Here is a 26,628-nt window from a genome sequence, read left to right on the forward strand (position 1 = left end):
CGCGACCCCGGCGCCGGTGAGCGCGGACTGCCTGGCGAAGTCCCTGCGGGTGAGCGACATGGTGTGTCTCCTGAGACGGTGAAGTGCCGGGGAGGGGGGTGGACCTCGGTTCGGCGTCACCGTCCCGTCCATGCCTGAACGGGAGTTGAACGGCAGGCGGCTTCGGGGGACCCCCTTTCATGAATCCGTACGCATCAGGCCACGGAAGCTCAAAGAGGTCCCCTGCGGAGGGTCAGCCGCCCTGTTGGGAGCGCGCCTTGAAGGCGGCCTTGCGGGCCTCCTTCGCGATGCGCTTGTCGGGGTGCAGGCGCCCCATCGCCTCGAGGACGTCGGGGGTGGCCGGGTGGTCGACGCGCCAGGCGGCCGCGAAGAACCCGCTGTGCTGTTGCGCCAGTCCTTCGACGAGGGCCTGCAGCTCCTCGGAGTTGCCCTCGGCGGCGAGCTGCGCGGCCAGGGTGTCGATGGTGAGCCAGAAGACCAGGTCCTCGGAGGGCGCGGGCACGTCCGTCGCGCCGAGCTCGCTGAGCCAGACGCGGGCCAGCCCGCCGAGTTCGGCGTCGTCGAGGACCTCGCGGACGGCGGGCTCGGCCTGGCCGCCGAGCAGGGAGAGGGCCTGCTGGCAGCGCAGCCGGCGCAGTGGGGCGCCGGGGTCCGAGCCGCGCGCGGCGGCCAGCAGCTCCCGCGCGGCGGCGAGCGGTTCGCGGCGGGCCAGCCAGTGCTCGGTCTCGGCGAGGGCGGCGCGCGAGCCGTAACCGGCGCTGCCGTCGAGGAGGGCGTCGGCGCCCTTGTCGGCGAGATCGCCGACGGCCGGGGCGTCGAAGCCGGCCTCCAGCAGCCGGGCCCGCATGCCGTAGAGGCCGAGCGGGGTGAGGCGGACCATGCCGTAGCGGGAGACGTCGGTCTCGTCGACCGGGGCGGCGGGCTCCTCGTCGGGGTCCGTCATCAGGGCCTCGTCGACGGGCCGGTAGGCGACGAGGCCGATGGGCTCCAGGAGCCGGAACTGGTCGTCGAGCCGCATCATCGCGTCGGAGACCTGCTCCAGGACGTCGTTGGTGGGCTCGTCCATGTCCCCGGGCACGAGCATGGAGGCGGCGAGCGCGGGGAGCGGGACCGGCCCGTCCCCGGGGCCGTCCTCGCTGGCGGTGAGGAGGTAGAGGTTGCCGAGCACGCCGTCGAGGAACTCGGCCTCGGCCTCGGGGTTCCAGTCGAGCCGCGAGAAGTCGACCTCACCGCCCTCGTCCATCGCCTCCATGAGCTCGTCCAGGTCGGGGACGGCCGCGTCGGCGAGCACGGTCTCGAGGGCGCCGAGCCAGACGGCGAGGACGTCGTGCGGGGAGCCGGCGGTGAGCAGGGCCAGTTCCTCACCGGCCGCGACGGCGCCGGCCTCCTCGTCGACGATCTCCACGAGTCCGGCGTCCACGGCGACCCGCCACGCCTCGCTCGCGTAGGCGGCGGCGTCCTCCCCGGTCAGGCCCAGGGACTCGGCGGCGGACGCCAGTTGCTCCTCGACGAGCCCTCCGCCGGCGTCGACCCGGGTGTCGGGTCCGGCCCAGCGGGCGAGCACGACGGCCCGGGAGAGCAACGGCGTGGACAGCGCGTCGCGCGCCAGCTCCGCTTCGGGGTGCAGGCGCACCGGCGGCAGGGGGGAGCTGTCTGACATCGGCTGGTTCTCCTAGGCGCTTCGTGCCACCGGCCCGCTGTGGGCACTGGGCCACTCAGCCTAGACGGATATGGACGCATGCCGCCCGGTTCATCTCCCGGTCAGGTGCCGTACATGGCCGAAACCTTGACAAGTGGCCTGACCAGGCAGGAGATTGACGCGCGTAGAAATCGAATGGACATGTGTTCACTGTATTTTTCTACGCGCGTCGCGGACCGCCCCACCGGTCGCGGCCCCAGCGTCCCTGCTCCACCCTCGTCCCGGCGCTCACGTACGTCCCCGGAGGGATTCCGTTGCCGAGCAAGAAGTCCGCGCGTCTCGCCGCGCTCACCGTCGCCGCAGTATGTTCCGCGGCCTCCACCGTCGCCCTGTCCGCACCCGCGCACGCGGAGACGGTGGCCGTTCACGACATCCAGGGCACCACCCGGATCTCGCCGTACGCCGGCAAGGCGGTCACGGGTGTGGCCGGAATCGTCACCGGCGTGCGCACCTACGGTTCGTCCAAGGGGTTCTGGATCCAGGATCCGAACCCGGACGCCGACCCGGCCACCAGTGAGGGCGTGTTCGTCTTCACCAGCTCCGCCCCCAAGGTCGCCGTCGGCGACTCCGTCACGGTCACCGGCACGGTGTCGGAGTTCGTGCCCGGCGGCACGTCCACCGGCAACCAGTCGATCACGGAGATCACCAAGCCGACGGTGACGGTCCTGTCCAGCGGCAACGCGGTCCCGGCGGCGACCGTCGTGAACGCGCGGTCGGTCCCGGCCGCCTACACCCCGGCCGGCGACGCCGCGGCGGCCAACTCGATCAACGGCCTGACGCTGCGGCCCGGCACGTACGCCCTGGACTACTACGAGTCCCTCGAGGGCATGAACGTCCAGGTCGCCGACGCCCGCGTGGTCACCGCGACCGACCCGTACACCGAGCTGTGGGTCACGGTGAAGCCGCGGGAGAACACCAGCCGCAGCGGCGGCACGCTGTACGGCTCCTACACCTCGCAGAACACCGGTCGGCTGCAGATCCAGTCGCTCGGCGCGACGGCCGACTTCCCCGTCGCGAACGTCGGCGACACCCTCACCGGCGTCACCACGGGCCCGCTGGACTACAACCAGTTCGGCGGCTACACCCTCGTCGCCAACCAGCTCGGCGCGCTCAAGAGCGGCGGTCTGCAGCGGGAGACGACGCAGAAGCAGAAGAGGGGCGAGCTGGCGGTCGCCACGTACAACGTGGAGAACCTCGACCCGTCGGACGCCACGTTCGAGGAGCACGCCGCCGCGATCGTGAACAACCTGAAGTCGCCGGACATCGTGTCCCTGGAGGAGATCCAGGACGACAACGGCGCGACGAACGACGGCACGGTCGCCGCCGACGTCACGGTCGGCAAGCTGATCGACGCGATCGTGGCCGCCGGCGGCCCGAAGTACGACTGGCGCTCGATCGACCCCGTGAACAACGCGGACGGCGGCGAGCCGGGCGGCAACATCCGCCAGGTGTTCCTGTTCAACCCGCAGCGGGTGTCCTTCACCGACCGCGCGGGCGGCGACTCCACCACGGCCGTCGCCGTCTCCAAGGTGCACGGCAAGGCTCAGCTCAGCGCCTCGCCCGGCCGGATCGCCCCCGCCGACGCGGCCTGGGCGAACAGCCGCAAGCCGCTGGCCGGCGAGTTCGTCTTCCGCGGCCGCACGGTCTTCGTGATCGCCAACCACTTCAACTCCAAGGGCGGCGACCAGGGGCTGACCTCGCAGTACCAGCCGGTGGCACGCAGCTCGGAGGTCCAGCGCCACCAGCAGGCGACGCTGGTCAACGCGTTCGTCAAGGACATCCTCGCCGTGCAGAAGAACGCGGACGTCGTCGCGCTCGGCGACATCAACGACTTCGAGTTCTCCGGCACGGCGCAGATCCTCGAGAGCGACGGCGCTCTGTGGTCGGCGATCAAGTCGCTGCCCCGCAGCGAGCGGTACAGCTACGACTACCAGGGCAACCAGCAGGTCCTGGACCAGATCCTGGTCAGCCCGTCGATCCGGCGCGGCTGCGGCTTCGAGTACGACAGCGTGCACATCAACTCGGAGTTCCACGACCAGATCAGCGACCACGACCCGCAGGTGCTGCGCTTCGAGCCGTGACCGACGGCGCGGTCAGGGCCGGCTGAACACGCCGTTCAGCCAGCCCTGCCACGCCTTCCCGATCGCCTCGGCGTCGGCGTCCGGCGCGAAGTCGTGGACGCTGACGCCGACCGGCGCGCCCCAGCGGCCGCGGCCGAAGACCCGGATGAGGGCGGTGCCGGTGCGCAGTCCGACGAAGTACGGGTTGCGGTAGTCCAGCACGGCGTCGAACTCCTGCGGCCCGCGCACGGTCACCCGGTCGCCCTGGGCGTCGTCCGCCGAGAGCCCGAGCGCCGCGCCGACCGCGGCGAGGCCGTCCGCGGTGGCCGACGCCCCGGGACCCTCGGCCGAGGCGAACGTCACCGGGCGGGGCGCGAAGTGCGTGAGGTACTCGCGCAGGGTGTGCAGATAGAAGTCGGTGTGCTTGGCCGCGCCGTCGTACTGGTTGTCCCAGTCGTCCGTGAAGACGCCGCTGTGCACATAGCGCACCCAGGCCCGCCGGCCGCCGTCACGCGCCTCGATGACGTGCTCGAGCTGGTTCACGCTCTGGACGGCGAACCCGACGTCCTCGCTGCGGACGGTGAGGTGGTGCGGCGGGTCCCAGGCGGTGACGGTCGAACCGAAGGCGGCGGCGCCGCCCACCCGCGGCTCGGGCGGGTCCATCGGCCACAGATACGCGCCGGTGCCGTGCGTGACCGCCTCCCACACCTGCTCCGGGGTGGCGTCGACCTCGAACTCGCTGACGATCTCGAATTCCTTGGACATGGTGAGCTCCTGCTGCCTATCGGTCCAGTTCGGGGGTCTGCTGCTGGTCCTTGACCGTCGGATGCACGGCGACGACGATCCGGTGATCGCGGCCGCCCTCCGCGTCAGGGGCGTCGTACTTGCGGATCAACGCGCCGACGCCGGCCGTCAACTCCTGGATGAACGCGGCCCGTTCCGCCGCGGAGGCGAAGCGCACCTCGCCGTCCAGAGCGAAGGTCGCCAGCCGCCGGCGGGCCTTGGCGGCCCCGGTGATCAGCGAACCGACGTCCCTGACCAGCCGGGCGCCGAGGGCGAGCATCCATCGGGCGGAGAGCTGGTCGCGGAAACGGTCCGGGTCGGGCTGCACCTGGGCGAGAGCGAGCGGCGAGATGACGTACGACGCCGCGGTCGCCCGCATCAGCCGCTCGGTGACGTTGCCCTTGCGCCGCTCGCCGGCCAGCTCGACCAGGCCGTGCCGCTCCAGCGCCTTCAGGTGGTAGTTCACCTTCTGCCGCGGCAGTCCGACCTTCCCGGCCAGCATCGCGGCCGACGCGGGTCCGGCGGCCAGCTCGGCGAGCAGTCGGGCCCGTATGGGGTCCAGGGAGGCGGCCGCGGCCTCGGGGTCCTCGATCACGGTGACGTCCAGCATGCGTCCACCGTCTCACCGAAAACTTTTTTTGTCCAGGGGACTGAAGTTTTCGGTGGAGGGCGTGTCGTCCGCGGGTCCGGCGGCGAGCACGACCGAGGCCCGACACCCGGTGGTTCGGGGTGCCGGGCCTCGGTCGGCCGAACAACGGGCAGTGGGCGGTGGGCGGCTGTCCGGAGGCAGCGGGCGGTGGGCGGCTGTCCGGAGGCAGCGGGCCGCAGGCGGCTGTCCGGGGGCGGTGGCCCAGAGGCAGCGGGCGGTTGGCGGCCGCGCGGGGCCGGCGGGCGGTGGGCGGCTGCCAGGCGGCAGTGGCCGGCTGTCCGGGGGCAGTGGGCGGTGGTCGGCGGGCGGCCACTCGGGGGCAGTCGAGCGACGATGCCGGCGCGATCAACGCCTACGGCGCTTCCTCCCGACGGCCCGGGCCCCGGCCGCGGCCAGCGTCACGGCCGCCGCGCCCGCGAGCACCGCCGGCCGCGGACGCCGCAGCGCGGGCCGCACGTCGGCGTGCGCGGTGCGTGCGGCGCGGAGGGCGTGCGGGGTGCGCGGGGCACGGAGAGTGCGCGGGGTGCGCGCCGGGCGGCGTGACGGCATCTGCGCCAGGGCCGCCAGGGCGTTTGCACGGCTCGCGGAACCCTCCCCCGGACGACGGGGACGGCCCGCCCGTTCCCGCACGTGCCGCCTGGCCTGGGACGCCGTGCTGCGCAGTTGCACGCTCACCGCGCCGGCCCGGTCCAGGAGGTCGGCGGCGCGGACGCCGGCCCGGCCGCGCACATCGGCACGGGTGACCAACTCCCCTGCCGCCGCACCCAGTCGCCTTCCGGTTCGCCCGATCTGCCGACGCAGACCGGCAGCCCTCCTGTGCGTCATCGGCGCATCCTCTCCCTGATCTCGACGACGTCGGCCCCGAGGTCCGCCGAGAAGCACCTCGATGCGGACGGCACGACCTCACGGCCCGCCGCCTCCTGCGGATTCCGAGACCTCCGGGTACCCCGGCCGCCCTCCGCCATCCCTGCTCCGGATCGCCTCGACGGCGTTGCGGCACCCTCCATCTCGTAGCATTACTTATGTATATCTCGCAGAAGAATTAAGTGGAGCTTCACGATAGTCTCGCCGAGACTACTCGCATGACGAAGCCTCCCTCGCCCCCGGCCTCCGCCTCCGCCCCTCTCCCCGCCCCCGTCCAGCCCCCCGTCTTCGGACGTGCGCTCTGCGCGATGGTCACCCCCTTCACCAGCTCGGGCGGGCTCGACCTCGACGGCGCGCAGCGGCTGGCGGACCGGCTGGTGTCCAGGGGCTGCGACGGGCTGGTGCTCTCCGGCACCACGGGCGAGTCGCCGACCACCTCGGACACCGAGAAGGCGGACCTTGTGCGGGCGGTGCGGGAGGCGGTGGGCGAGCGGGCGTCGATCGTCACGGGAGTGGGCACCTTCGACACCCGGCACACCGTGGAGCTGACATCGGACGCCGAGAAGGCGGGCGCGGACGGCGTGCTGGTGGTCGGCCCGTACTACAGCCTGCCCCCGCAGGACGCCCTGGAGGCGCACTTCCGGGACGTCGCGGACGCCTCCGGGCTGCCCGTGATGCTGTACGACATCCCCGGCCGTACCGGCGTCCGCATCGAGCCGGACACGTTGATCCGGCTCGCCGAGCACCCGAGGATCGTCGCGGTCAAGGACTGCTCCGCCGACTTCCTCGGCGCGCAGAAGGTGCTCGCCCGCACCGCGTTGGCGTACTACGCGGGCTGCGACGAACACAACCTCGCCCTGTACGCGGTCGGCGCGGCCGGATACGTCAGCACGGTCGCCAACGTGGCCCCGGAACGGATGCGTGCCGTCCTTGACGCGTTCGACGCGGGCGACACCGCCGAGGCCGCCCGGCTCCAGCGGCGGACCGTGGAACTGGTGGAGGCGATGATGGCGTCGGGTCTGCCGGGGGCTGTCACCGCCAAGGCACTGCTCGACGACATGGGGTTGCCGGCCGGTGCGGTCCGCCCGCCGCTGCGTCCTGCCGGCCGCGACACGGTGGCCGGTCTGCGCGCCGTCCACGAGCGCCTGACGGCCTGACCGCGCCCGGGCACCCGGACCGGGCTCCCGACGGACCCGGCCGACGACCCGCGCCCGCCCGACTGCCGGTGCCGGTGCCGGTGCCGGTGCCGGTGCCGCGCAATGGTCCCGGCAGCGCGGTGGCCCCCCAGCCCTCGGGCGGCCCCAGCCCTCGGGCGGCCCCACTCCCGTGCAGACTCATGGGCGCCCGGAATTGCCCGGCGGACGTGCGGCGGTGTTGCGTACGGTGGCCTCATGAGCCGACCGCTGCTCTACCTCGACGTCGACGGTCCCCTCAATCCGTATGCCGCCCGCCCCACGAAGCGACCTGCGGGCTATACGACGATCAGGGCGTCCGTGGGCCGACCGCGCCCCCTGCGGGTGTGGCTGCACCCGGAGCACGGCGCCGCTCTGCTCCGTCTCCCCTACGAGCTGTGCTGGGCCACGACCTGGATGGCGGAGGCCAACCGCTGGATCGCCCCCGTGGTCGGCCTGCCCGAGCTGCCGTACGTCGACTTCGGCGCGGCCCTGTTCGCCCACCGGCCCGACGGTGTCCACTGGAAGACGGAGACGATCGTCGCGCACGCGGCGGGCCGCCCGTTCGCCTGGGTCGACGACGAACAGTCGCCCGCCGACTCGGAGTACGTCACCGTCCACCACCCGGGACCGGCCCTGCTGCACCACGTCGACCCCCGCGTGGGCCTGCGGGACGAGGACTTCACGTCGCTGGCCGCGTTCGCCGCCGGCCTGCCGACGGGAGGCGGCGCCGTCCCCCGGCAGGCGGCGCCGGGACCGTCGTCGACACCGTCAGAAGACGGCCGAGGAGAGGAGGGGACGCGTGTCCCAGGAGGAACGTGACGCCAGGCTCGGCCTCACCGGCCTGACCGGCGCACAGCGCGAGGCCCGGATACGCCTGCTGACGGAGCAGGCGCAGCGGGAGACCGCCGCCGCGAGGGCGGCGCTGCGGGCACAACGCGCGCAGCGGGCGTCCGCGAGGGCGGCTGCCGACACGCCCGCCCCGGCGCAGGCCGGGGCGGAGGGGACCGACGACACCGCGAACACGCCCACGCGCACGTGTGGCACGACCCGTCGGGACGAATGAGCCGACGCCCTCGCCCCGGGCGTCACCGCGCACGCACCGTCGTCGCGGGCGGCCGCGGGCCGTGGGCGCGGGCCGTGGGCGGCGCGGTGATCAGTTGTGGCTGTGGAGGATCTCGTTCAGGCCGCCCCAGACCGCGTTGTTCGGGCGGGCCTCGACCGCGCCGGTGACCGAGTTGCGGCGGAACAGGATGTTCGAGGCGCCGGAGAGCTCGCGTGCCTTGACGATCTGGCCGTCGGGCATGGTGACGCGCGTGCCCGCGGTGACGTAGAGGCCCGCCTCGACGACGCACTCGTCGCCGAGGGCGATGCCGACGCCCGCCTCCGCGCCGATGAGGCAGCGCTCGCCGATGGAGATGATCACGTTGCCGCCGCCGGACAGCGTGCCCATGGTGGAGGCGCCGCCGCCGATGTCGGAGCCGTCGCCGACGATGACGCCCGCGGAGATGCGGCCCTCGACCATCGAGGTGCCGAGGGTGCCGGCGTTGAAGTTGACGAAGCCCTCGTGCATGACCGTGGTGCCCTCGGCGAGGTGCGCGCCGAGGCGGACCCGGTCGGCGTCGGCGATGCGGACGCCCTTCGGGGCGACGTAGTCCGTCATGCGCGGGAACTTGTCGATGGACGTGACCTGGAGGTGGAGTCCCTCGGCGCGGGCGTTCAGGCGGACCTTCTCGACGTCGTCGACGGCGACCGGGCCGAGCGAGGTCCAGGCGACGTTGGCGAGGTGGCCGAACATGCCGTCCAGGCTCTGCCCGTGCGGCTTGACCAGCCGGTGGGAGAGCAGGTGCAGACGCAGGTAGACGTCGTGCGCGTCGAGCGGCTTGTCGTCGAGGGAGGCGATGACCGTGCGGACCGCGACCACCTCGACGCCCCGGCGGGCGTCCGGGCCGACCGCCTTCGCGGCGGCCTCGCCGAGGAGCTCCACGGCCTGGCCGGCGGACAGCCGCTCGGTGCCGGACGGGCCCGGCTCGGCGACGAGAGCGGGCGCGGGGAACCAGGTGTCGAGAACAGTGCCGTCGGCGGCGATCGTGGCGAGGCCGGTGGCCGCGGCGCCGGTGGTGCGAGGAGCAGTCGTGTCGGTCATACGGGCAACCTAACCGGCGGGGGGCCGCAGAGGCCAACCCGCACAGCGGTGTCTCAGGAGGCGGGCCGCAGGACCCCGCCCGCCTGATGAGTTCCCCTTGGGAACCAACTGTGTCAGCATGGCCGCTCCCCCCTCTGCGAGAGGCCGGGAGCGGCTGCCGGAGGCCGGGGACGGCCGCGGAGAGGGAGGGCGGGACACATGGCGCGCAGGACGAGTCTGGAGGACTCCGGCTGTGCCATCGCGCAGTCCCTGGACGTCGTCGGGGACTGGTGGACCCTGCTGATCGTCCGGGACACCGCGCGCGGCGTGCACCGGTTCGACGAGCTCCAGCGCGAACTCGGCCTGTCCCGAAAGGTGTTGACGGAACGGCTGCGTCTGCTGGTCGAGGCGGACGTGCTCACCCGGGTGCCCTACCAGGACCGCCCGCCTCGGTACGAGTACCGGCTCACCCCGCGCGGCCGGGCCCTGCTGCCGGTCCTGGTCGCCCTCCAGGACTGGGGCGACACCTGGATCCTCGGCGACGGCAGCTCCACCGCCACGGCCGAGGAGGCGTCGGCCGAGGCGCGGCGCGTGCACGCCCTCGTGGGCGCGCGGCTTCCCGCGCTCCGGCTGGTCGACGACCGGGGAGTCCCGCGTGATCCGGTACCGGACGACGCCTCCTGCACCGTTCTCTACTGCTTTCCCGGCGCCTACGCCCGCCCCGACGGCTATCCGCCGGGCTGGACCGGCATCCCGGGCACGTCGGGCTGCACCCTGGAGTCGTGCACCTACCGCGACCGTCTGGCCGAGTTCCGCGCGGCGGGCGCCGCGGTGCACGGAGTCTCCACCCAACGCCCGGACGAGCAGCGGGCGTTCGCCGAGAAGGAGGGGCTCGGCTTCCCGCTCCTCTCCGACGCGGACCTGACGTTGATCAGCGCCCTGCGCCTGCCGACGTTCCGGGCGGCCGGGGCGAGCAGGCTGAAGCGGATGACCCTGATCGTCGACCGGGAACGGGTCGTGCGCCACGTGCAGTACCCGGTCACCGACGTCGCGGGCAGCGTGGCGGCGGCCCTGGACGCCGTGCGCGACCTCGGCGCCCGGTGAGGATGCGCGGGGCGCGCCGGCCAGCCGGGATCGGGGGCGCCCCGGGACCGGGCGGACCACCGAGGGACCGGGTGGACCGCAACGGGACCGGGCAGGCCGCCAGGACCGGGCACGCCGCCACGGGACCGGACAGGCCGCCACGGGACCAGGCAAGGCCACCACGGGAGCGGGCGGACCGCCAGGAGATGGGCGGTGTTCAGCGGCCTTCGGCGCCCGGACGCGCGGGGACGAGCAGCCGGGCCAGGGCCTCCCGGGTGTACTCCTCGTCGTAGGGGGCGTCCGTCAGCAGGACCTGGAGGCAGATGCCGTCCATCAGCGCGACCAGGGCCCGTGCGGTGCGGGGGTCGGTGCGGCGGGCGAGGAGGGCGGCGAGGTCCTCGGCCCACTCCGCGGCGACGGGGCGCAGCGCCGGGCGGCGCAGGGCGGCCAGATAGAGCTCGTACTCCAGCTCGACGCCGGTGCGGTCGCCGGCCAGCCACTCGCCGAGCAGCCCGGCCAGTTCCGTCGGCAGGTCGACGCGCGCGTCCGTCAGTCCGCCGTGCGCCGCGACCGCTTTGGCGAAGCCCTCGCTGGCCTGCCGCAGGGCGGCGGTCATCAGCTCGTCGAGCGTGGCGAAGTGGTACGTCGTGGAACCGAGCGGGACGTCGGCCTCGGCCGCGACCGAGCGGTGGCTCAGTCCGGCCAGCCCCTTCGCCCCGACGACCCGGATCGCCGCGTCGATGATCCGCTGGCGCCGCTCGGGATCGTAGCGGCGGGCCACTAGTGCGCACCGCCCAGGTTCAGCAAAACCACTCCCCCGACGATCAGCAGAACTCCCGCGATCTTGACGGGCGTCAGGGCCTCGCCGAACAGGACGAGCCCGATGAGGGCGATGGCCGCGGTGCCGGCCCCGGCCCAGATCGCGTAGGCGGTGCCGATCCCGACGGTCTTCAGCGTCTGCGCGAGGAGAAGGAAGGACAGCAGGTAGCCGACGGCCGTCAGCAGCGCGGGCCAGAGCTTGCTGAACCCTTCGCTGTACTTCATGGCCGTCGTCGCGGCCACCTCGGCGGCGATGGCGCCGGCGAGTGTCAGATATCCCATGCGTACAAGCGTACACAACGATGCGTACGGACGTACACATAGGCGCACTCGACCGCTCCCGCCGGCACCTGTCTCCCGACCGGCCATGGGCGCGCGCCCGTCGGCACACGCCCCGTACACACCGGCCATGGGCGCGCGCCCGTCGGCACCCGCCCCGTACACACCGGCCATGGGCGCGCGCCCGCAGGCACCCGCCCCGTACACATGGGTGCGCACCCGTGCGTACGCCCCCGGTACGCACAACGGCAGGCATCGGCACCCACATCGGCACACACCGGCACACCGGAGGCCCGCCGCTCGCGCCCAAGTGACGGGAGATTCGAAAGCGTTATGGAAAGCGCTCGCCCAAACGGATGAACGCGAGCCACAGCTTCCACTACTGTTTCACCGTTCACACACCGGCACTTGCAGCCGGGACGCCGCTGGAGGAACAGCGCATGCCAGAAGACAAGTCCCGGCTGCCCCAGGAGCAACCCTGGGAGAACGGCTGGGCCCCGGACACCTCCCGGGCCCCCGGAACACGGCGCCTGTGGTTGGCCGGCGGCCTCGCCGTCGCCACCGTCCTGGCGTGCGTGACCGCGATCGCCTTGAACGACAGGCCCGTTGACCAGAGGTCCGAGGCCGGCCGGCAGCAGACGCTGTCGGACGACGAGACGGCCGGCGGCCTCATCTCCTTCGCCTCGCCCTCCGTCAGCGCATCCCCGACGCCGACGGGGAAGAAGCACACGTCCGCGTCCCCCTCGGCGTCGGCCTCGCCGGAGGCGTCCTCCTCCCCCCGGCCGCAGGGCAGTTCGTCGCCCGGCGTCTCGGCCGCCCCCTCGGCGCACGCGCCCGGGAAGCCGTCCGGCCCGCCGGCCTCCGGTGACGAAAGGTCGGTGCAGGCGGTCAACTACCCGGACCGCTACTGGCACGTGAGCGGTTCGCTGGTGAAGCTCGACGCGCCACGCGGCTCGGAGTCCCGCGAGGACTCCACCTTCCACGTGGTCAGCGGGCTGTCCGACAGCTCCTGCATCTCTTTCGCGACGCACGACGGCCGGTACCTGCGTCACCGCAACTTCGTCCTGCGCGCCGAGTACAACGACGGCTCCTCGCTGTTCCGGCAGGACGCCACCTTCTGCCCCGGCTACTCGGGGGAGCCGGGCGCGGTGCTGCTGCATTCGGTGAACTACCCCAACTACGCGCTGCGCCACAAGGACTTCGGGCTGCGCCTGGACCCGTGGGGCTACAACACCACGAACCGGGCGGACTTCTCCTTCCGGCTGGTGAGCCCGCTGGGCTGAGTCCCGGCGCCGGCGCCGCACGGACGCGCACGGAAAAGCGGCGGCGCCCCGGTCGGGGCGCCGCCGCTTTCGCACACCGCGTGCGCAGGGCTCTCGGACGTCGCAGCCTCAGACGTTGAAACCGAGCGCGCGCAGCTGCTCGCGGCCGTCGTCGGTGATCTTGTCGGGGCCCCACGGGGGCATCCAGACCCAGTTGATGCGCAGCTCGTTGACGATGCCGTCCGTGGCGGACTTGGCCTGGTCCTCGATGACGTCCGTCAGCGGGCAGGCCGCGGAGGTCAGGGTCATGTCGATCGTCGCGATGTTCGCGTCGTCGATGTGGATGCCGTAGATGAGTCCGAGGTTGACGACGTCGATGCCCAGTTCCGGGTCGACGACGTCGTACAGGGCCTCGCGGACCTCCTCCTCGGAGGCCGGCTTCATCTCCAGGGTCTCGCTCATGCCGTCTTCCTTTCGACGTCGGCGTCGGCGCCCAGCGCCTGGGCCGTCGCGTCCTTCCACGCCATCCAGCTGAGGAGGGCGCACTTGACCCGGGCCGGGTACTTGGAGACGCCGGCGAACGCGACCGCGTCCTCCAGCACCTCCTCCATCGCGTCGTCGGGCTCGATCTTCCCCTTGGACTGCATCAGCTCCAGGAAGGTCTCCTGGATCTTCTGCGCGTCGGCCAGGTCCTTGCCGACCAGCAGGTCGTTCAGCACGGAGGCGCTGGCCTGGCTGATGGAACAGCCCTGGCCCTCGTAACTGACGTCCTCGATCCTCGTGCCGTCGTACTTCACCCGCAGGGTGATCTCGTCGCCGCACGTCGGGTTCACGTGGTGCACCTCGGCGTCGCCATCGCGCAGACCACGCCCGTGCGGGTGCTTGTAGTGGTCCAGGATGACGTCCTGGTACATCGAGTCCAGCTTCATGCGCTCTCTCGCCAACCCCTCAGCCGAAGAAGTTCCGTACGTGCTCCAGACCGTCGACCAGGGCGTCGATCTCGGCCGTCGTGGAGTACAGATAGAACGACGCTCGTGTGGTCGCGGGAATTCCGTAGCGCAGGCAGACGGGACGGGCGCAGTGGTGGCCCACCCGGACCGCGATGCCCTGCTCGTCGAGCACCTGGCCCACGTCGTGCGGGTGGATGTCGCCGAGCGTGAAGGAGATCGCCGCGCCCCGGTCCTCGGCCGTCGTCGGGCCGATGATCCGCAGGTCGGGGACGTCGCCGAGCCTGCGCACCGCGTACTCGGTGAGCGCGTGCTCGTGGGCGAGGATCTTGTCCATGCCGATCGCGGACAGGTAGTCGATGGCCGCGCCGAGACCGACCGCCTGCGCGATCGGCGGGGTGCCCGCCTCGAACTTGTGCGGCGCCGGGGCGTACGTCGACGAGTGCATCGACACGGTCTCGATCATCTCGCCGCCGCCGAGGAACGGGGGCAGGTCCTCGAGCAGCTCCTGGCGGCCCCAGAGGACGCCGATGCCGGTCGGACCGCACATCTTGTGGCCGGTGAAGGCCACGAAGTCGGCCTGGAGGGCCTGCACGTCCATCGGCATGTGGGGCGCCGCCTGCGAGGCGTCGATGCACACCAGCGCGCCGACCTCCTGCGCGCGGCGCACTATCGCCTCGACGGGGTTGACCGTGCCGAGGATGTTCGACACCAGCACGAAGGAGACGATCTTCGTCTTCTCGGTGATGATCTCGTCGATGTTCGAGAGGTCGAGCCGACCGTCGTCGGTCAGGCCGAACCACTTCAGCTTCGCGCCCGTGCGCTGCGCCAGCAGCTGCCACGGCACGATGTTGGAGTGGTGCTCCATCTCGGTGATCACGATCTCGGTCTCGTGGTCGACCCGGTAGGGCTCGTCGGCCCAGCCGAGCATGTTGGCCACGAGGTTGAGCGACTCGGAGGCGTTCTTGGTGAAGATCACCTCGTCGCGGCTCGGCGCGTTCACGAACGCGGCGACCTTGTCGCGCGCGCCCTCGTACAGCGCCGTGGCCTCCTCGGCGAGCACATGCACACCGCGGTGGACGTTGGCGTTGTAGCGCTCGTAGTAGTCACTGAGAGCGTCCAGCACCTGGCGCGGCTTCTGCGAGGTCGCCGCGTTGTCCAGGTACACGAGCTTCTTGCCGTCGTGGATCTGTCGATCCAGGATGGGGAAGTCCTTGCGGATCGCCTCGACGTCGAGGAGGCCCGGCAGCTGTGTCACGCGGATACGCCACCCTTCGTGTCGACTGCGTCGTGCTTCGCGTACGCCTCGTAGCCCTCGTTCTCCAGCTTGTCGGCGAGCTCGGCGCCGCCGGACTCGACGATGCGGCCGCCGGAGAAGACGTGGACGAAGTCGGGCTTGATGTAGCGCAGGATGCGCGTGTAGTGCGTGATCAGCAGGGTGCCGACCTCGCCCGTCTCGCGGACGCGGTTGACGCCCTCGGAGACGATGCGCAGGGCGTCGACGTCCAGACCGGAGTCCGTCTCGTCGAGGATCGCGACCTTCGGCCGGAGCAGCTCCAGCTGGAGGATCTCGTGACGCTTCTTCTCACCGCCGGAGAAGCCCTCGTTGACGTTGCGCTCGGCGAAGGAGGTGTCCATGTTGAGGCGCTGCATGGCCTCCTTGACCTCCTTGACCCACAGGCGGAGCTTGGGGGCCTCGCCGCGGATCGCGGTGGCGGAGGTGCGCAGGAAGTTCGACACGGAGACACCGGGGACCTCGACCGGGTACTGCATCGCGAGGAACAGGCCGGCGCGGGCGCGCTCGTCGACGGACATCTCCAGGACGTCCTCGCCGTCGAGGGTGACGGTGCCGCCGGTGATCGTGTACTTCGGGTGACCCGCGAGCGAGTAGGCGAGCGTCGACTTGCCGGAGCCGTTGGGGCCCATGATGGCGTGTGTCTCGCCCTGCTTCACGGTGAGGTCGACGCCCTTGAGGATCTCCTTCGTGGCGTTGTCGGCCTCGACGGTGACGTGCAGGTCTCGGATTTCAAGCGTTGCCATGGGTGCCTCAGGACTCCTGGGTGAGGGAGACGAGCACGTCGTCCCCTTCGATCTTTACGGGGTATACGGGGACGGGTCGCGTCGCGGGAAGGCCGGACGGTTTGCCGGTGCGCAGGTCGAACGAGGAACCGTGCAGCCAGCACTCGATCTGACAGTCCTCCACCTCGCCCTCGGAGAGCGAGACGTTCGCGTGGGAGCAGATGTCGTGCACGGCGAACACCTCCCCCTCGGTGCGGACGACCGAGACCGGCGTGCCGTCGAGCTCCACCCTCTTGGGGGTGTCCTCCTCCAGCTCGCTCAGTCCACAGGCGCGTAGGTAGGCCATCAGACCGTGGCCTCCAGCTCGGTCTCGATCTTTCCGAGCAGTCGCTCCTCGATGTCGGCCACGCCGATCTGCTGGACCAGCTCGGCGAAGAAGCCGCGGACCACCAGGCGACGGGCCTCGTCGGCCGGGATGCCGCGGGCCATCAGGTAGAAGAGCTGCTCGTCGTCGAAGCGACCGGTGGCCGAGGCGTGGCCGGCGCCCACGATCTCGCCGGTCTCGATCTCCAGGTTCGGCACCGAGTCGACGCGCGCGCCGTCCGTGAGGACCAGGTTGCGGTTCATCTCGTAGGTGTCGGTGCCCTCGGCCTTGGCCTCGATGAGCACGTCACCGATCCACACGGCGTGCGCGGCCTCGCCCTGGAGGGCGCCCTTGTAGACGACGTTGGACTTGCAGTGCGGCATGTTGTGGTCGACCAGCAGGCGGTGCTCCTGGTGCTGGCCGGCGTCCGTGAAGTACAGACCGAACAGCTCGGCCTCGGCGCCCGGACCGGCGTACGTCACGCGCGGGTGGAGGCGGACGAGGTCGCCGCCGAAGGTCACCACGACCGACTTGAAGCTCGCGTCCCGGCCGACGAGGGCGTTGTGCTGGGCCACGTGCACGGCCTTGTCGTCCCAGTCCTGGACGGAGACGACGGTCAGCTTCGCGCCGTCCCCGAGGACGTAGTCGACGTTGGCGGCGATCACGGCGTCGCCGGTGTGGTCGATGACGACGACCGCCTCGGCGAACGCGCCCAGCTCGATGACCTGGTGGCCGTAGGACACCCCGCCCTCGCCGTGCACCGCGATGCGGATCGGCTCGGTGAGGACCGTCTCCTTGGGGACGGTGACCACGCCGGCCTTCTCGAACGCCGAGTACGCCTGGGCCGCGATCCGGTCCACCGGGACGCCGGCCTTGCCGAGACGCGGGTCGTCGCGGTCCACGAGTTCGACCGTGACGCCCTCGGGGGCCTCGACGGCGACCTTCACGCCGTCGCCCGTCGCGACGGCGGTGCCGTCGTGCAGGCCGCGCAGCCGCTCCAGCGGCGTGAACCGCCACTCCTCCTCGCGACCGTGCGGGACCGGGAAGTCCGCGACGTCGAAGGACGGGGGCGCGCTCATGCGCGTGGCGACGGTCGACTCGGCGGCCACCGCGATCTGGCCGGCGGTCGTGCTGCCCACCGGGATGTTCTGAGCCTCAGCCATGGCTGTCGGTCTGCTCTCTTCCTACGTCAGATTTCGCTAGCTGCTTGCCTGGGGGCGGGTCTTAACCGACCGCGCCTTCCATCTGCAGCTCGATCAGCCGGTTGAGCTCGAGGGCGTACTCCATGGGCAGCTCCTTCGCGATGGGCTCGACGAAGCCGCGCACGATCATCGCCATCGCCTCGAACTCGGTCATGCCACGGCTCATCAGGTAGAAGAGCTGGTCGTCGCTGACCTTGGAGACGGTGGCCTCGTGGCCCATGGACACGTCGTCCTCACGGACGTCCACGTAGGGGTACGTGTCGGAACGGGAGATGGTGTCGACGAGCAGCGCGTCGCACAGCACGTTCGACTTGGAGCCGTGCGCGCCCTCGCCGATCTCGACGAGACCGCGGTAGGAGGTGCGGCCGCCACCGCGCGCCACCGACTTGGAGACGATGTTGGACGAGGTGTTCGGCGCCATGTGGACCATCTTGGAGCCGGCGTCCTGGTGCTGGCCCTCGCCCGCGAAGGCGATGGAGAGGGTCTCGCCCTTGGCGTGCTCGCCCATCAGGTAGACGGCCGGGTACTTCATCGTCACCTTGGAGCCGATGTTGCCGTCGATCCACTCCATGGTCGCGCCCTCGTACGCCACGGCGCGCTTGGTGACCAGGTTGTAGACGTTGTTCGACCAGTTCTGGATGGTCGTGTAACGGCAGCGGGCGTTCTTCTTGACGATGATCTCGACCACGGCGCTGTGCAGCGAGTCCGACTTGTAGATCGGGGCCGTGCAGCCCTCGACGTAGTGCACGTAGGCGCCCTCGTCGACGATGATCAGGGTCCGCTCGAACTGGCCCATGTTCTCCGTGTTGATACGGAAGTAGGCCTGGAGCGGGATCTCGACGTGCACGCCCTTCGGCACGTAGATGAAGGAGCCGCCGGACCACACCGCGGTGTTCAGCGACGCGAACTTGTTGTCGCCGACCGGGATGACCGTGCCGAAGTACTCCTTGAAGAGCTCCGGGTGCTGCTTCAGCGCGGTGTCGGTGTCGAGGAAGATGACGCCCTGCTCCTCCAGGTCCTCACGGATCTGGTGGTAGACGACCTCGGACTCGTACTGGGCCGCGACGCCCGCGACGAGGCGCTGCTTCTCCGCCTCGGGGATGCCGAGCTTGTCGTACGTGTTCTTGATGTCCTCGGGCAGGTCCTCCCAGGACTCCGCCTGCTTCTCCGTGGAGCGCACGAAGTACTTGATGTTGTCGAAGTCGATGCCCGACAGGTCCGAGCCCCAGTTCGGCATGGGCTTCTTCTCGAAGAGCCTGAGGCCCTTGAGGCGGAGCTTCGTCATCCACTCGGGCTCGGACTTCTTCGCCGAGATGTCCCGGACGACGTCCTCGTTGATGCCGCGCTTCGCAGAGGCGCCGGCCGTGTCGGAGTCGGCCCAGCCGTATTCGTACTTGCCCAGACCCTCGAGTTCGGGGTGGGCAGTCTCCGTGGGGAGAGTCATGCGGGGTTCCTCCCGGCCGTGCTTGCGGATGCGTTCTGGGTGGCTGTGGAAACTCTGGGGATGAACGTCGTGCAGACGCCGTCGCCGTGCGCGATGGTCGCCAGCCGCTGGACGTGCGTCCCGAGCAGCTGAGAGAAGATCTCGGTCTCCGCATCGCAGAGCTGCGGGAACTTCTCCGCGACATGGGCGACGGGGCAGTGGTGCTGGCACAGCTGCTCGCCGACCGGTGCGCTGCGCGCCGTAGCAGCGTACCCGTCTGCGCTCAGGGCCTTCGCCAGGGCTTCGGTGCGCTGCTCGGGGGCGGCCGCCTCGATCGCCTCACGGTATCCGGCGGCCTGCTCGGCGATCCTCGCGCGCGCGAAGGCGACCACGGCCTCGTCCCCGCCGAAGCGGTCCTGGATCCAGCGCAGGGCGTCCGCGGCGAGCTTGTCGTAGGACTGGTCGAAGGCGTCCCGGCCGCAGTCGGTGAGGGCGAAGACCTTGGCCGGACGGCCGCGGGTGCGCGTGCCGTACACGCGCTGCTCACGGGGCTGCACGACGTCGTCGGCGACCAGCGCGTCGAGGTGCCTGCGCACGGCGGCCTGGGTGAGGCCCAGCCGGCCGGCCAGCTCGGCGACGGTCGAGGGCCCGTGGTCCAGGATGGACCGCGCGACCCGGTTGCGCGTCGAGCGCTCACCGGTCGCGAGCTCCTCCTGCGGGGTCCCCGTTGGGGTCTCCCGAGCCTCGCCGACGTTTTTCACAACGCCATTGTTGCGTAATTCCTCAGGGGCAGGCAAGCCGTGCTTGATCCACCCGGCGGTGCCCTGCATCACTTAGGCATACCTAATCTGACCTGGAGAAACGATCTCCGATCGATCGGCGGCGCCCGGCCCGGCGGACAAACGGCTGGTCGGCGGGGCCGTCTTCCAGGAGACTGCCCGACCATGCCCACACCTGCTCCCACCGGCCCGCTCGTCACCCGCAGCACCCTCGCGGCGGACCTCGGCGCGCTCGGTGTCCAATCCGGAGAAATCCTCCTGGTCCACTCCTCCCTCGGTTCCCTCGGCTGGGTGTGCGGGGGCGCCGTCGCGGTCGTGCAGGGACTGCTGGACGCGCTCGGCCCGGACGGCACGCTCGTGGTCCCGGCCCACAGCGGGCAGCTGTCCGATCCGGCGGCCTGGAGCGATCCGCCGGTGCCCGAGCCGTGGTGGGAGACCATCCGGGCGGCGATGCCCGTCTACGACCCCCTCATCACCCCCACCCGCGGCGTCGGCGTCATCCCGGAGACGGTCCGCACCTGGCCGGGCGCCCGGCGCAGCGCGCATCCGCACGCCTCCTTCGCGGCGCTCGGGGCGCGGGCCGCCGAGATCGTCGCCGGACACGCGCCCGACTGCCGGCTGGGCGAGAACAGCCCCCTGGCCCGCCTGGAGCAGGAGGGCGCGCGGGTGCTCCTGCTCGGCGCGGGCTACGGGGCGTGCACCAGCTTCCACCTCGCCGAATACCGCATTCCCGCTCCGCTGGTGCGGGTCGGACGGCCCGGTCCGGACGGCTGGGAGATGGTCACCGAGGTGTCGGTCAGCGCCGCCCGCTTCGACGAGCTCGGCCATGACTTCGAACGGGACCGACCCGTCGTGCGGGGCGGGGTCGGCGCGGCCGACGCCCGGCTGTTCCCGGTCGCGGACGCGGTGGCCTACGCGCAGCGGTGGCTGCCCCTGCACCGTTCCCGCGAGGACGAGTGCTGAGCACCCCGGCGGGCCGACCCGGCCGGCGGCGGCCGGTTCCCGTACCCGCCGGTCCGGCTTCCCGACCGCGAACCTAGACTCTTGAGCCATGCGAAGTGAGCCTGTCGTCCGGGTCCAGGCCCTGGTGAAGCGGTACGGGGCGAAGACCGCGGTGAACGGCCTCGATCTGACGGCCCGGGCGGGCGTCACCGCCGTCCTCGGACCCAACGGCGCCGGCAAGACGACCACGGTCGAGACCTGCGAGGGGTACCGCAGACCGGACTCCGGCACCGTGCGCGTGCTCGGCCTCGACCCGGTGGGGCAGGCCGCCGAGCTGCGTCCCCGGATCGGCGTGATGCTGCAGTCGGGGGGCGTGTACTCGGGCGCGCGGGCCGACGAGATGCTCCGGCACATGGCGAAGCTGCACGCGCATCCGCTGGACGTCGACTCCCTCGTCGAGCGCCTCGGTCTCGGCTCGTGCGGCCGTACGAGCTACCGCCGGCTCTCCGGCGGCCAGCAGCAGCGCCTCGCGCTCGCGATGGCCGTCGTCGGCCGCCCGGAACTGGTCTTCCTGGACGAGCCGACGGCCGGCCTCGACCCGCAGGCCCGCCGCGCCACCTGGGATCTGGTGCGTGACCTGCGCGCGGACGGCGTCTCGGTCATCCTGACCACCCACCACATGGACGAGGCCGAGCAGCTCGCCGACGACGTGGCGATCATCGACGCCGGCACGGTGATCGCGCAGGGCTCCCCCGAGGAGCTGTGCCGCGGCGGCGCCGAGAACACCCTGCGCTTCACCGGCCGTCCCGGGCTCGACGTCGGCTCGCTGCTGAAGGCCCTGCCGGCCGACAGCTCGGCCGCCGAGCTGACCGCGGGCTCCTACCGGATCGTGGGCAAGGTCGACCCCCAGCTGCTCGCCACGGTGACCTCGTGGTGCGCGCAGCACGGGGTGATGCCGGACCGGATCTCGGTGGAACGCCACACCCTGGAGGACGTCTTCCTCGAACTCACCGGCAAGGAGCTGCGCTCGTGACCGCCACCGGCACCTACACCCCCCGGCCCGGCGCGGCCCCGCTCCCCCGCATGATCGCGGCCCAGGCGGCGCTGGAGACGAGGATGCTGCTGCGCAACGGCGAGCAGCTGCTGCTCACCGTGGTGATCCCGACGCTCCTGCTGGTGCTGTTCAGCACGGTGGACGTCGTCGACACCGGCGCGGGCGAGGCGGTGGACTTCCTCGCCCCCGGCATCCTGGCGCTCGCCGTGATGTCGACGGCCTTCACCGGCCAGGCCATCGCCACCGGCTTCGAGCGCCGCTACGGGGTGCTGAAGCGGCTCGCCTCCTCCCCGCTGCCCCGCTGGGGCCTGATGACGGCGAAGACGCTGTCGGTGCTGGTCACCGAGGTCCTCCAGGTGATCCTGCTGACGGCGATCGCCTTCGCGCTGGGCTGGAATCCGCACGGCGACCCGGCGGCCGTCGTGCTGCTCCTGGTCGCCGGCACGGCCGCCTTCTCCGGGCTCGGCCTGCTGATGGCGGGCACTCTGAAGGCGGAGGCGACGCTGGCCGCGGCGAACCTCGTCTTCCTGCTGCTGCTGGTGGGCGGCGGGGTGATCGTGCCGCTGGACAAGTTCCCGCCCGGTGCGCAGGACGTGCTCGGGCTGCTGCCCGTCACCGCGCTCTCCGACGGCCTGCGGGACGTCCTCCAGCACGGCGCGGGAATGCCCTGGGGCGACCTCGGGATCCTGGCGGTCTGGGCCGTCGTCGGGCTCGCGGCGGCCGGCCGCTTCTTCCGCTGGGAGTAGCGCCGCCCGGCCACCGGGGACCCTCGTGAAACCGTGCACAAGCGGCCCGCTTACGATGGGACGCGTGCTGAACGTGACCCGTGCCGACGCCGTAGCCGCCGTGCGCAACCCCCTCGCCTTCATCGCCGCACGCTGGACCCCCGCTCCCCGGACGGTTCGGCGGGCGGCTCTCTTCGCGCTCGTGATGTCGGTGGTGATCGTGGTCACCGGCGGCGCGGTCCGGCTCACGGGCTCCGGCCTCGGCTGCCCGACCTGGCCCAAGTGCACCGACGACTCGCTCACCGCGACGAGCGCGATGGGCTTCCACGGCGCCATCGAGTTCGGCAACCGCATGCTGACGTACGTGCTGTGCGCGGCCGTCGGCTGGGCGATCATCGCCGCGCGCTCGGAGAAGCCGTACCGCCGCAGCCTGACCCGGCTGGGCTGGGCACAGTTCTGGCTGGTGATGAGCAACGCCGTGCTCGGCGGGATCGTCGTGCTCGTCGGACTCAACCCGTACACGGTCGCGGCGCACTTCCTGGCCGCCTCGGCGCTGATCGCGGTCGCCGCGGTGATGTGGCAGCGCGCCAAGGAGGGCGACGGGGAGCCCCGCCCGCTGGTCGGCAGGCCCGTACAGCAGCTGGTGTGGTTCCTGGTCCTCGCCTCGACGCTGCTGATCGCCGTGGGCACGGTGGTCACCGGCGCGGGACCGCACGCCGGCGACTCCAGCGAGGTCGAGCGGATGCCGCTGGACTGGGAGACGGTTGCCAAGCTGCACGCCGTGCTCGCCTGGATCGTGGTGACGCTGACCTTCGCCCTGTGGTTCATCCTCAAGGCGGTGGACGCCCCGAAGAGCCCGCTGGACCGTACCCGGGACCTGTTCCTGGTGCTGCTCTCGCAGGGCGTCATCGGCTACGTCCAGTACTTCACCGACCTTCCCGAGGTCCTCGTCGGACTGCACATGCTCGGATCGTGCCTGGTGTGGATCGCCGTCCTGCGGGTGCCGCTGGCGCTGCGCGAACGCGGCGGGACGACGACGGCCGGCCTGCCGCACCCGGCCACGGAGGCGACGGCCGGCACACGCGCCTGAGCCGCCCGCCGCCTGTCCGGGCCCGCCTGTCCGGGCGGCTCAGCCCAGCCCGTAGACCCTGCGGGCGTTGCCCGCCGCGATCAGTCCGGCCACCCGCTGCGCGTCCCCGGGCGACCACGCGCCCTCCGCGACCCAGCCGCCCAGCACCCGCGCCAGCGCCTCGCGGAACAGCCGGGCCCCGACCACGTGCAGCTCGGGCAGCCCGTGTGCGCCGGTGGAGAAGAGGATCTTCCCGAAGGGCGCCAGCTCCAGGATCTCCGCGAGGACGGTCGCCGCACGGGCGCCGGTCCTGACGAGGGCCGCCCCGGAGTCGGCGTACACGTGCGGGAAGACTCCCGCGAGGTGGGCGGCGTGCCGGTGGTAGGGGTAGCCGTGCAGCAGGACGAGATCGGTGCCGAGGCCGGCCGTGGCGCGGACGAAGTCGGTGAGCAGAACGGGGTCGGTGCGGTCGATCCGCGCACCCGGCGCCCCGAGGCCCGCGTGCAGCTGCAGGGGAAGCTCGGAGGCGACGGCACTCCACAGCAGGTGCCGCAGCAGCACCGGGTCGCTCAGCTCGCCGCCGACCCTGCGCGCGGCCAGCCAGCGGCCCGCCGCGCCGCGCACCTCTCCCGGTCCCGGCGGCTCGGGCGCGAGCGCGAGGCCGTGCCGCAGGCCCGCGACGGAGGTGAACGCCACGGCGCTCGCGGCGGCCCCGTGGACCGCCTCGGCGAGGTTCGCCAGGAAGGACTCGACGGTGCCGGAGGTGTCGGCGACCTGCTCGGCGAGGAGTTCCAGACGCACGATCTCGCGGGCCTCGGCGCCGCCCGTGGAGGCCAGCTCGCCCGGTCCGGTGAGATCGCCGGGCAGGCCGGTGTCGACCAGGTACGTCGTGATGCCGCTGCCGCGCAGCAGCCGACGGCCCGCCTCCAGTGCGCCGAGTTCACGACGCCGGGCGAGGTAGCGGGCGGGCGGCGCGTGCGGTTCCAGGCCGAGCAGCGGGGGGCACCAGCGGCGCACCGCGAACCCCGTCTGCGTGTCGAACAGCGTGGTGCCGGGGGCCGGCGGGCCCGAGGTCAGGGCCAGCTGGGCCTCGAAGGTGCCGAGACCCAGCTCCGTTCGCAGGACGCCGTGGCAGTGCTGGTCCACCAAGGACGGCGTTTCGATCATCCGGACTCCCGGGAGATGGACCACGTCGCTTCCAAGGGTCCTAACGGGTGACCGGGGCGTCAGGTGTTGCTGGCGGCCGACTGTTCGCCGCTCAGCCGTTCTTCGGACCGCCGACCTGGATGCCCGCCATCCGCGTCCACTCGTAGGGTCCGGTCCGCACCTTCGCCGCGAGCTCGCCGTCGAAGGCCTCGTGGACGGTGATGCCGGCCTTCTCGACGGCCAGCCCGGCGACGGCGACCGAGGGGGCCACCAGGTCGCCCCAGCCGCCGTCCTCGCCGACCAGGACGATACGGGCGCCGCGCTCGCCGAGGTGCGCGACCTGGCCCTCGGCTCCGCCGTGCTCCTTGGCGAAGGCGCTGATCCGCCGGGCGAGCCGTGCCGCCGTGCGCTCGGACTTCGCGGCCTGCTTGGCGTCGGCGGTCTCGTCAACCTGCTTGGTGTCTGCCATGGCCAGGATGCTACCGACGGGTAGATCGAACGGCGACGGCCGGGGTGCGTGGCCTTGACCACGCACCCCGGCCGTGAGCCGTGAAGAGGGAGCGGCGCGCAGCGGCTACCGCAGGAAGGGGTCCACCGCGACCGCCACGAAGAGCAGCGACACATAGGTGATGGACCAGTGGAACAGCCGCATCTCCTTCAGCTTGCCGCCCGTGACCTCCGCCTTCGCCCGGTTCTGCAGTCCGTGCGCCTCCCACAGCCACCAGCCGCCCGCCGTCAGCGCGACCGCGGTGTAGAACCAGCCGGTGTAGCCCAGCGGCTGCAGCAGCAGTGAGACGCCGACCATCACCCAGCTGTAGAGGACGATCTGCTTGGCGACGGTCTTGTTGGAGGCGACGACCGGCAGCATCGGCACGCCGACGCGCGCGTAGTCGTCCTTGACCTTCATGGACAGCGGCCAGTAGTGCGGCGGCGTCCAGAAGAACATGACGAGGAAGAGGACGACCGGCGCCCAGGACACCGAGTTCGTCACGGCCGACCAGCCGATCAGGACCGGCATGCAGCCCGCGATGCCGCCCCACACGATGTTCTGCGAGGTGCGCCGCTTGAGGATCATCGTGTAGACGACGACGTAGAAGAGGAGCGCGCCGAGGGCGAGCCAGGCCGACAGCCAGTTGACGGTGAGGCCGAACAGCAGGGTCGAGACCACCGCGAGGGTGATTCCGAAGGCCAGGCATTCACGCGGGCTGACCATCCCGGTGACCAGCGGACGCTGCGAGGTGCGGTCCATCAGGGCGTCGATGTCGCGGTCGATGTACATGTTCAGCGCGTTCGCGCCGCCTGCGGACAGATAACCGCCCAGGCAGGTCAGAACCACCAGGCCGAGGTCCGGAACGCCCTGCTGCGCCAGGAACATCACCGGGACGGTGGTGATCAGCAGCAGTTCGATGATCCGCGGCTTGGTCAGCGCCACGAACGCCTTGACCCGGGCCCCGACCGGCCGCCGGCTCGGGCTCTGGCTCGCCCCGACAATCCCCACTGGACGGGATTCAACGGCCGTCACGCACACCCCTGACAGAGACTCCCAGCGAGCTCCCCACGTGAATACGGGGTAAAGGCTCGCGCGTACCACGCCACTGTAGACGTTGCCCATACCCCGATATTCGCGGGGGTGGGGTCGTGTTGGACGGCGCCCGCGGAAGAGCCGGAAGGCACTCTGTTGAGCACTCGTACGAGCGGCTCCGTATTCACTTGCTGAACAGGAAACTCACCGGTCGGCGGGCGGATCGCGAAGCTACCCGGCAGTCTGGAATGACTCGAAAAAATGCACGTTCTGACGGGGGTAGGCTCGACAACGGCCGGTGGGCGCCGCGTGCACCGGCATTCGACATGCGTGACATGTGGAGAGGAGCCCTGACCCAGGGTGAGCACCAAGCCGACCACCACAGACCTCGAGTGGACCGAGCTGGACCAGCGGGCCGTGGACACCGCCCGCGTCCTGGCCGCCGATGCCGTACAGAAGGTCGGCAACGGCCATCCCGGTACGGCGATGAGCCTGGCGCCTGCCGCGTACACCCTCTTCCAGAAGGTGATGCGACATGACCCGGCGGACGCCGACTGGGTCGGCCGCGACCGCTTCGTGCTGTCCGCGGGCCACTCGTCCCTGACGCTGTACACCCAGCTGTACCTGGCCGGTTTCGGCCT

The 26,628-nt window shown here is 71.6% G+C and carries 28 protein-coding genes and 1 pseudogene; 11 read left to right on the forward strand and 18 right to left on the reverse strand.

Going from position 1 to position 26,628, the window contains the following annotated elements:
• Positions 1–232: 232 nt before the first annotated feature.
• Positions 233–1,660 carry a hypothetical protein gene (locus tag ACN6LD_RS22325; protein WP_445044087.1) on the reverse strand — a complete coding sequence of 476 codons (1,428 nt, stop codon included), beginning with the start codon at positions 1,658–1,660 and terminating at the stop codon, positions 233–235.
• 293 nt (positions 1,661–1,953) lie between these two features.
• Between ACN6LD_RS22325 and ACN6LD_RS22330 the strand changes: the two genes are divergently transcribed.
• Positions 1,954–3,780, forward strand: coding sequence for an endonuclease/exonuclease/phosphatase family protein (locus tag ACN6LD_RS22330; RefSeq protein WP_445044088.1), 1,827 nt, complete (start codon positions 1,954–1,956; stop codon positions 3,778–3,780).
• Between the two features lie 12 nt (positions 3,781–3,792).
• Here ACN6LD_RS22330 and ACN6LD_RS22335 read toward each other — a convergent pair whose 3' ends face one another.
• From ACN6LD_RS22335 to ACN6LD_RS22345, 3 genes are all read right to left on the reverse strand, one after another.
• Positions 3,793–4,524: an SRPBCC family protein gene (locus tag ACN6LD_RS22335; protein ID WP_319188653.1), complete on the reverse strand. Its 732-nt coding sequence runs from the start codon at positions 4,522–4,524 to the stop codon at positions 3,793–3,795.
• A 16-nt stretch (positions 4,525–4,540) separates the two neighbouring features.
• Positions 4,541–5,152, reverse strand: coding sequence for an ArsR/SmtB family transcription factor (locus ACN6LD_RS22340; protein ID WP_319188652.1), 612 nt, complete (start codon positions 5,150–5,152; stop codon positions 4,541–4,543).
• 384 nt (positions 5,153–5,536) lie between these two features.
• The gene (locus ACN6LD_RS22345) at positions 5,537–6,016 is read right to left on the reverse strand and encodes a DUF3618 domain-containing protein (RefSeq protein WP_445044089.1); all 480 of its coding nucleotides are present in this window, start codon (positions 6,014–6,016) and stop codon (positions 5,537–5,539) included.
• 257 nt (positions 6,017–6,273) lie between these two features.
• Between ACN6LD_RS22345 and dapA the strand changes: the two genes are divergently transcribed.
• From dapA to ACN6LD_RS22360, 3 genes are all read left to right on the forward strand, one after another.
• The gene (gene dapA, locus ACN6LD_RS22350) at positions 6,274–7,212 is read left to right on the forward strand and encodes a 4-hydroxy-tetrahydrodipicolinate synthase (protein ID WP_445044091.1); all 939 of its coding nucleotides are present in this window, start codon (positions 6,274–6,276) and stop codon (positions 7,210–7,212) included.
• A 234-nt stretch (positions 7,213–7,446) separates the two neighbouring features.
• Entirely contained in the window at positions 7,447–8,049 is a 603-nt protein-coding gene (locus tag ACN6LD_RS22355) for a hypothetical protein (protein WP_445044092.1), read from the forward strand.
• Positions 8,030–8,293: a hypothetical protein gene (locus tag ACN6LD_RS22360; RefSeq protein ID WP_445044093.1), complete on the forward strand. Its 264-nt coding sequence runs from the start codon at positions 8,030–8,032 to the stop codon at positions 8,291–8,293. The genes ACN6LD_RS22355 and ACN6LD_RS22360 overlap by 20 nt, the downstream gene beginning before the upstream one ends.
• A 90-nt stretch (positions 8,294–8,383) precedes the next feature.
• Here ACN6LD_RS22360 and dapD read toward each other — a convergent pair whose 3' ends face one another.
• Positions 8,384–9,373 (reverse strand): 2,3,4,5-tetrahydropyridine-2,6-dicarboxylate N-succinyltransferase, encoded by a 990-nt coding sequence (gene dapD / locus ACN6LD_RS22365; RefSeq protein WP_319193693.1) that lies wholly within the window; start codon positions 9,371–9,373, stop codon positions 8,384–8,386.
• A gap of 198 nt (positions 9,374–9,571) precedes the next feature.
• Between dapD and ACN6LD_RS22370 the strand changes: the two genes are divergently transcribed.
• Positions 9,572–10,456: a winged helix-turn-helix transcriptional regulator gene (locus tag ACN6LD_RS22370; RefSeq protein ID WP_445044094.1), complete on the forward strand. Its 885-nt coding sequence runs from the start codon at positions 9,572–9,574 to the stop codon at positions 10,454–10,456.
• Positions 10,457–10,652: 196 nt separating this feature from the next.
• On the opposite strand, the gene ACN6LD_RS22375 is transcribed toward ACN6LD_RS22370, so the two are convergent.
• Together ACN6LD_RS22375 and ACN6LD_RS22380 are read right to left on the reverse strand one after the other, a co-directional pair.
• Entirely contained in the window at positions 10,653–11,216 is a 564-nt protein-coding gene (locus ACN6LD_RS22375) for a TetR/AcrR family transcriptional regulator (RefSeq protein WP_319193695.1), read from the reverse strand.
• The gene (locus ACN6LD_RS22380; protein WP_057581219.1) at positions 11,216–11,536 is read right to left on the reverse strand and encodes a DMT family transporter; all 321 of its coding nucleotides are present in this window, start codon (positions 11,534–11,536) and stop codon (positions 11,216–11,218) included. Before ACN6LD_RS22380 ends, ACN6LD_RS22375 begins: the two co-directional genes overlap by 1 nt.
• Before the next feature lie 437 nt (positions 11,537–11,973).
• On the opposite strand from ACN6LD_RS22380, the gene ACN6LD_RS22385 reads away from it, so the two are divergent.
• The gene (locus ACN6LD_RS22385) at positions 11,974–12,816 is read left to right on the forward strand and encodes an AbfB domain-containing protein (protein ID WP_319193697.1); all 843 of its coding nucleotides are present in this window, start codon (positions 11,974–11,976) and stop codon (positions 12,814–12,816) included.
• Positions 12,817–12,924: 108 nt separating this feature from the next.
• Here the strand turns inward: ACN6LD_RS22385 and ACN6LD_RS22390 are convergent, their stop codons facing one another.
• The 8 genes from ACN6LD_RS22390 to ACN6LD_RS22425 form a co-directional block, all read right to left on the reverse strand.
• Positions 12,925–13,257 carry a metal-sulfur cluster assembly factor gene (locus tag ACN6LD_RS22390; RefSeq protein WP_005477879.1) on the reverse strand — a complete coding sequence of 111 codons (333 nt, stop codon included), beginning with the start codon at positions 13,255–13,257 and terminating at the stop codon, positions 12,925–12,927.
• Positions 13,254–13,724 carry a Fe-S cluster assembly sulfur transfer protein SufU gene (gene sufU, locus ACN6LD_RS22395; protein ID WP_057581217.1) on the reverse strand — a complete coding sequence of 157 codons (471 nt, stop codon included), beginning with the start codon at positions 13,722–13,724 and terminating at the stop codon, positions 13,254–13,256. Before sufU ends, ACN6LD_RS22390 begins: the two co-directional genes overlap by 4 nt.
• A gap of 19 nt (positions 13,725–13,743) precedes the next feature.
• Positions 13,744–15,000 carry a cysteine desulfurase gene (locus ACN6LD_RS22400; protein ID WP_319193698.1) on the reverse strand — a complete coding sequence of 419 codons (1,257 nt, stop codon included), beginning with the start codon at positions 14,998–15,000 and terminating at the stop codon, positions 13,744–13,746.
• Entirely contained in the window at positions 14,997–15,782 is a 786-nt protein-coding gene (gene sufC, locus ACN6LD_RS22405) for a Fe-S cluster assembly ATPase SufC (RefSeq protein WP_319193699.1), read from the reverse strand. Before sufC ends, ACN6LD_RS22400 begins: the two co-directional genes overlap by 4 nt.
• Positions 15,783–15,789: 7 nt before the next feature.
• Positions 15,790–16,107: a non-heme iron oxygenase ferredoxin subunit gene (locus ACN6LD_RS22410; protein WP_057581214.1), complete on the reverse strand. Its 318-nt coding sequence runs from the start codon at positions 16,105–16,107 to the stop codon at positions 15,790–15,792.
• Positions 16,107–17,288, reverse strand: a complete 1,182-nt coding sequence (gene sufD, locus ACN6LD_RS22415) for a Fe-S cluster assembly protein SufD (protein ID WP_319193700.1) — start codon at positions 17,286–17,288, stop codon at positions 16,107–16,109. Before sufD ends, ACN6LD_RS22410 begins: the two co-directional genes overlap by 1 nt.
• Before the next feature lie 61 nt (positions 17,289–17,349).
• On the reverse strand, positions 17,350–18,771 hold the full coding sequence (gene sufB, locus ACN6LD_RS22420) for a Fe-S cluster assembly protein SufB (RefSeq protein ID WP_319193701.1): 1,422 nt from the start codon (positions 18,769–18,771) through the stop codon (positions 17,350–17,352).
• Complete coding sequence (locus ACN6LD_RS22425; protein WP_319193703.1) at positions 18,768–19,511, reverse strand: helix-turn-helix transcriptional regulator; 744 nt, start codon at positions 19,509–19,511, stop codon at positions 18,768–18,770. Before ACN6LD_RS22425 ends, sufB begins: the two co-directional genes overlap by 4 nt.
• Positions 19,512–19,694: 183 nt before the next feature.
• Here ACN6LD_RS22425 and ACN6LD_RS22430 point away from each other — a divergent pair, with 183 nt between their 5' ends.
• The 4 genes from ACN6LD_RS22430 to ACN6LD_RS22445 all read left to right on the forward strand — a co-directional run bounded on the left by ACN6LD_RS22430 (position 19,695) and on the right by ACN6LD_RS22445 (position 23,340).
• Positions 19,695–20,492, forward strand: a complete 798-nt coding sequence (locus tag ACN6LD_RS22430) for an aminoglycoside N(3)-acetyltransferase (protein ID WP_445044095.1) — start codon at positions 19,695–19,697, stop codon at positions 20,490–20,492.
• Positions 20,493–20,580: 88 nt separating this feature from the next.
• Complete coding sequence (locus ACN6LD_RS22435) at positions 20,581–21,504, forward strand: ABC transporter ATP-binding protein (RefSeq protein ID WP_319193707.1); 924 nt, start codon at positions 20,581–20,583, stop codon at positions 21,502–21,504.
• A 50-nt stretch (positions 21,505–21,554) separates the two neighbouring features.
• Positions 21,555–22,271, forward strand: a complete 717-nt coding sequence (locus tag ACN6LD_RS22440; RefSeq protein WP_319193713.1) for an ABC transporter permease — start codon at positions 21,555–21,557, stop codon at positions 22,269–22,271.
• A 55-nt stretch (positions 22,272–22,326) separates the two neighbouring features.
• Positions 22,327–23,340 (forward strand): COX15/CtaA family protein, encoded by a 1,014-nt coding sequence (locus ACN6LD_RS22445; protein ID WP_445044096.1) that lies wholly within the window; start codon positions 22,327–22,329, stop codon positions 23,338–23,340.
• A 39-nt stretch (positions 23,341–23,379) separates the two neighbouring features.
• Here the strand turns inward: ACN6LD_RS22445 and ACN6LD_RS22450 are convergent, their stop codons facing one another.
• The 3 genes from ACN6LD_RS22450 to ACN6LD_RS22460 all read right to left on the reverse strand — a co-directional run bounded on the left by ACN6LD_RS22450 (position 23,380) and on the right by ACN6LD_RS22460 (position 25,993).
• Complete coding sequence (locus tag ACN6LD_RS22450) at positions 23,380–24,486, reverse strand: amidohydrolase family protein (RefSeq protein ID WP_319193711.1); 1,107 nt, start codon at positions 24,484–24,486, stop codon at positions 23,380–23,382.
• Between the two features lie 91 nt (positions 24,487–24,577).
• Positions 24,578–24,934 carry a hypothetical protein gene (locus ACN6LD_RS22455; protein ID WP_319193712.1) on the reverse strand — a complete coding sequence of 119 codons (357 nt, stop codon included), beginning with the start codon at positions 24,932–24,934 and terminating at the stop codon, positions 24,578–24,580.
• 105 nt (positions 24,935–25,039) lie between these two features.
• A complete protein-coding gene (locus tag ACN6LD_RS22460) occupies positions 25,040–25,993 on the reverse strand; it encodes a heme o synthase (protein ID WP_306953333.1) in 954 nt (317 codons plus the stop codon).
• Positions 25,994–26,347: 354 nt separating this feature from the next.
• Between ACN6LD_RS22460 and ACN6LD_RS22465 the strand changes: the two are divergent.
• A pseudogene (locus tag ACN6LD_RS22465) lies at positions 26,348–26,628 on the forward strand (transketolase); the annotation flags it as partial.

It is taken from the genome of Streptomyces sp. SAS_272 (assembly GCF_052543235.1).